Source organism: Kitasatospora sp. NPDC085464 (genome assembly GCF_044541955.1).
In the GTDB taxonomy this organism is placed as follows: Bacteria; Actinomycetota; Actinomycetes; order Streptomycetales; family Streptomycetaceae; genus Kitasatospora.
The window spans coordinates 1-4,850 of the sequence record NZ_JBITTM010000108.1 but is presented as its reverse complement, the minus strand read 5'-3'; the positions used below and the strand labels follow the sequence as shown (position 1 = coordinate 4,850).

Annotated in this window: 3 protein-coding genes; 1 reads left to right on the top strand and 2 read right to left on the bottom strand. The window is 74.5% G+C overall.

Features of this window, described 5'->3' with window-relative positions:
- Positions 1 to 527 precede the first annotated feature (527 nt).
- Positions 528 to 1,862, bottom strand: a complete 1,335-nt coding sequence (locus ACIGG8_RS42690; protein ID WP_396553970.1) for a DUF1254 domain-containing protein — start codon at positions 1,860 to 1,862, stop codon at positions 528 to 530.
- Positions 1,863 to 1,947: 85 nt separating this feature from the next.
- Positions 1,948 to 3,426: a DUF1254 domain-containing protein gene (locus ACIGG8_RS42685; RefSeq protein WP_396553969.1), complete on the bottom strand. Its 1,479-nt coding sequence runs from the start codon at positions 3,424 to 3,426 to the stop codon at positions 1,948 to 1,950.
- 231 nt (positions 3,427 to 3,657) lie between these two features.
- On the opposite strand from ACIGG8_RS42685, the gene ACIGG8_RS42680 reads away from it, so the two are divergent.
- Positions 3,658 to 4,698 (top strand): NAD-dependent epimerase/dehydratase family protein, encoded by a 1,041-nt coding sequence (locus ACIGG8_RS42680; protein WP_396553968.1) that lies wholly within the window; start codon positions 3,658 to 3,660, stop codon positions 4,696 to 4,698.
- Positions 4,699 to 4,850: the final 152 nt, after the last annotated feature.

Sequence of the window (4,850 nt, the reverse complement as noted above, 5' to 3'; positions counted from 1 at the left end):
GGATCCGGCGGGAGAATATGTAGACCGAGCATCATAATATTGCCCTCACGAACACGGGGGGTCGCACAGGAAGTCGACCAGGCCGACTTCTCGTGAGCCCAGCCCTGGCGCCTGACGTCTGGCGCCTGGCGTCCGCGAGATATGTAGACCGAGCGTCATAATTTCGCCGCGCGAACACGGGAACGCACACGAAGTCGACCAGGCCGACTTCTCACTCGGGTCACTCGCCCCCCGGGCCAGATATGTAGACCGGTCGTCATAATCCGATAGCCGCGATCACCACGGTGCACAGGAAGTCGGCCGGTCCGACTTCTCACGCATCGCGCGGGCCTGATGGGTGGGCGCCCCGCGCAGCATGTAGACCGGTCTTCATAATCCTTCCCTGCGCGGCGCGCGAGCAGGCGGCTTGGGCCTGCGTCGGCGGGCGATCGCCGGGGGGCCGGCATCGGGGGGCCGGCATCGGGGGCCGGCATCGGGGGCCGGCATCGGGGGGCCGGCGCCGGGGGGCCGGCGCCGGGGAACGCCCGTCAGGTGCGGTGGATCGGGGGGACCTGGTAGGTGCCGTCCAGGACCGGGGGTTCGGGCTGGTAGAGGCGGATGATGGGGCGGAACTCGCCGGGCGGGACGGGGAGCCAGTTGGCGGCGGCGGTCGGGTCCTCGGGTTGGTCGTGCTGGAGGGCCAGGGTGAGCGAGCCGTCGGCGCCGTAGACCAGGCCCGGGGTGCGGTCGCCGATCGAGTAGCGGTCGATCGGGTTCTCCACCAGGTAGTAGTCCGGGACGGAGTACATCGTGACGGACCAGAACGCCTCGGCCGGGGGCAGCCGGTCGAAGCGCAGCGTGTAGTTGTTGGCGCCGCTGAGGGGGCGGCCGTCGGAGTCGTCGTAGGTCATCGCGTACGAGGCCTCGTAGGCGTGGTTGCCCCAGAGACCGGCCCGGGCGGCGGCGGCGCGGCTGAGGTAGGCGGCGCGGCGGTCGGGGATCCGCCACTCGGGGTCGTCCAGGGTGCCGGGCCCGAGGTGGTCGGTGTTGTAGTCGAAGAGGTGGAGCGCCGAGCGCCACTCCCCGGGCGGGTGGTCCTCCGGCGGGCGGGTGGCGTCCTCGACCCGTTCGCGGCCGGCGGCCAGGCCCTTGGCCAGGGAGAGCGTCCACTCGGGGACGGCGGCCCGGTACGGCGAGGCGCCGTCGTCCAGCAGGCCGAGCGGGGCGAAGCGCCGCTGGTACTCGATGTCCCCGGTGGCCGGCGGGAAGGCCTGCATCCACACCCGCAGGCGTTCGAAGAAGGCCAGCCGCTCGGGGACGTCCGGGTCGGGCTCGGGCAGTCCGGCGACGAGGCCACCGGGCTCCAGCGGTTCCAGGACGAGGGCCGACTGCAGGGCCCTGACCCGGGGCAGGTCCTCCGGGCCGGTGCAGGCGAAGCGGCCGACCACGGTGCCGACGGTGGTCGGCAGCTCGATCACGCGGTTCGGGTCGGACGGGGTGCCGTGCCAGCCGGGCGGGACGATCAGCCAGGTCTGCGCGCCGGTACCGGTGGCCCGGCGGCCGAGGTAGGCGACGTTGTCCGTCCAGGCGTCGATGACCTGCAGCACGTAGTAGGAGCCCGCGGTGTCCGGGACGTGCAGGACCTGCGGGCCCTCGGAGAGGTCGAGCTGGGCGATCGAGTAGATCGTGTCGTTGTTGACCGAGACGAAGTCGTCGGCCGGGCCGGCCAACCGGGTGGCGTGGCTGAAGTCGTTGAACGGCGCCGCCGGCAGGGTGCCCAGGCCGCCCCTGGTGAAGCGCTCGACCATGGTGAGGCCGGCGACCAGCGGGTAGCCGTAGACGTACGCGTCGGCGGCCAGGGCCTCCAGCTCGGGCTGATTCATCGGGGGTCCTTCGTACGGTCGGTCGGCACGGGTCGGGGTCGGCAGGGGTCAAGGTCGGCAGGGGTCGGGGTCAGCGGGGTCGGGGTCAGCGCGGGTCGAGCGGCGGGAGCCGCCAGCGGCCGTCGAGGACGGCCGGGTCCGGCCCGTAGAGCCGGAGCACGACGGTGAACGGGCCGTCCGGGGCGGGCAGCCAGTTGGCGGAGTGGTCGGCGGCGGCAGGTCGCTTGTGCTGGACGTAGAGGGTCAGTCCGCCGTCCGGGTCGCGGACCAGGCCGGGGGTGCGGTCGCCGATCGAGTAGCGGTCCAGGGTGTTGTCGACCAGCCGGTGGTCCGGCAGCGCGTACAGGGTGGCGGACCAGCCGGAGCGGGCCGGCGGCAGCGCGTCCGGCGCGAAGCGGATGACGTGGTCGTGGTCGGCGGCGTCCGGTGGGTGGCGGCCCGCACTGTCCGCTTCCCAACGGCCGTACCAGACCTCCTCGGTGGGGAGCCCGTGGAGTTCGGTCGCGGCGCCGACGGCCTGCCGGAGGAAGTCCGCGCCGATCCGGTCCCGGGTGCCGAACAGCCCGGTGCGGTCGCGGAGTCCGGCGATGGCGTGCGTCAGCTGCGCCCGGCCGTCGGCGATGCCGCGTTCGATCTCGGTGCGCAGTTCCAGCGGGAGGGTGGCGGGCTCGAACTCGCCGCGGCCGTCGACTCCGAGGTCCACGAGGCGGCCGCGCAGGTCGGTCTCGGCGGGCGGCAGCGGGACGGGGCCGGCCGCCGGGAAGAAGCCGAGCAGGAAGTCGAGGAAGGCGAGGAACTCAAGGCCGTCCGGGACCTCCTCCCGCCAGACCGGCCAGACCGGATCCGGTGCGGGCGGCGGCGCGGGCGTTCCGGCGTACTCGTGCAGCGGGCGCAGGCGGTACCGCTCCTGGACGGCGGCGAGTTCGGCGACCTCGGCGGGGGTGTTCCCGGTCAGCCGGGTGCGGCCGAGGATGCCGACCAGTCGGGTGGCGGTGCGGATCACGCTGCGGATGCCGGGTGGGGGCTCGCCCCGCCAGTCGGGGCCGGCCACCAGGTGGTCGCCGGCCTCCGGGCCGGTGGTCCGGGAACCGATGAAACCGGCGTACACGGTGTCCAGTTCCTGCACCGGGAGGACGCGGTAGCGGTCCTCGGCGGGGACGGTGAGCACCCAGGGTTCGGTGCGCAGGTCGAGCCAGGCCCGGGAGTACGGCGTGTCCCCGGCCTCGCCGCCGATGACGGTGGCGGTGGCGGTGGCGGTGGCGGTGGCGGTGGCGGCGTCGGTGGAGGTGGCGGCGTCGGTGGAGGTGGCGACAGCAACGGCGGTGCCCGTGGTACCGGCGGCGGCAAGGGTGACGCCGGGGGCCTCGGCCGGCGTGTCGGCGGGGGTGGGCGGCTGCGGACGGTGGCGGAAGACCCCGAAGCCGCCGACGTACGAGGGGTCCGCGTCGTCCAGGACCTGGGCGTACAGGGCACGGTAGGTGCGCAGGATCGGTTGGGCGCGGATCCAGGCTTCGGCGGCGGTCGCGCGGACGGTGGCCGGGTCCACGAGTGCCGGGTTGACCATGCTGTCGCTCTCCCAGTGCCGAATCAGTCCACTGTCGAATCAGTCCGAATCTCCACAGACCGCTACAGATCGGATGCTAAGTGGGCCGGGAGGGGGCGGCACGTCGGATCGGGCGCCCATCGGCACCGCCGGGGTGCGCCCCGCACCGGGCCCGCACCGGGCCCGCACCGCAGGATCTGCCCAGCGCTAATCCGGGCGTACGGGTGGAACGACTGGGAGAGGGTGACCGGTATGAAGATCCTCCTGCTCGGCGGCTCGTCCTTCCTCGGCCGGGCCTACGCTGCCGAGGCCCTGTCCCGGGGCCACCTGGTGACCACGTTCAACCGCGGCCGCAGTGCCACCGACCTGCCCGGAATCGAGGCCGTCCGGGGCGACCGCGACAGCGCCGAGGACATCGCCCGGCTGGTCGACGGCCGCCACTGGGACGCCGTCGTCGACACCTCCGCCCAGCAGCCCTCCCAGGCCGCGCTCACCGCGGGCCTGCTGCGCGACCGGGCCGGGCACTACACCGTCGTCTCCTCCGTGCACGCCTTCGCCGACTGGCCCGACCGGGTGATCGACGAGGACTCCCCGCTGCACCCCTGCCCCGCCGACACCCCGCCCGACCAGCCGTTCAGCCCGGCCCTGAAGGCCGGCTGCGAGCGCGCGGTGCTGGAGGTCTTCGGCGCCGAGCGCTCGCTGGTCCTCAACAGCGGGCTGCTCATCGGACCGTACGAGATCGGCGGCCGGCTGCCCTGGTGGCTGGAGCGGATGGCGCGCGGCGGCCGGGTGCTCGCCCCGGGGGACCCGCAGCGGACCATGCAGGTGATCGACGTCCGGGACTTCGCCGTCTTCGGGCTGGACCTGCTGACGGCCCGGACGGCGGGGCGGTTCCTCACCACGGCGCCGCCCGGACGGCTGAGCTTCGGCGAGTGGCTGGAGACCTGCCGGGCGGTCGCGGGTGCCGTGGACACCGAGCTGGTCTGGGTCCCGGACGCGAAGCTGCTCGCCGATGGGCCGGACCGGGTCGAGCCGTGGAGCGAACTCCCGCTCTGGGCCCCGGACCTGCCCGAGCTGACCGGCACCTGGCTCGCCGACACGAACCGGGCGGAGGCCGCCGGGCTGCGCTGCCGGCCGTTCGCCGAGACGGCCCGGGACACCTGGGAGTGGCTGCGGGAACGCGGGCCCGCCGAGGACACCGATGCCGACGGGCGCAAGGGCCGGCCGGGCGCGGCCGCGCGGCAGGGCATCGAACCCGCCAAGGAGCGCAGACTGTTGGCCGCGCTGGGGTAGGCCGACGGCCGACGCGGGGCCGGTGCGTGGGAAGTCGGCCCGGCCGACTTCCCACGCCCCCCCCGCGCCCGCCCGGGGGGCGGGGCGGGCCCCGCGCGCGCCGCGCCCGCACTTCGGGCGGCCCGGGCCGCGGCGGTACCGCGGGGGGGAGC

Coding starts and splice junctions, on each gene's coding strand:
- ACIGG8_RS42680 (WP_396553968.1), top strand. CDS start 3,658: ATGAAGATCCTCCTGCTCGGCGGCTCGTCCTTCCTCGGCCGGGCCTAC.
- ACIGG8_RS42690 (WP_396553970.1), bottom strand. CDS start 1,862: ATGAATCAGCCCGAGCTGGAGGCCCTGGCCGCCGACGCGTACGTCTAC.
- ACIGG8_RS42685 (WP_396553969.1), bottom strand. CDS start 3,426: ATGGTCAACCCGGCACTCGTGGACCCGGCCACCGTCCGCGCGACCGCC.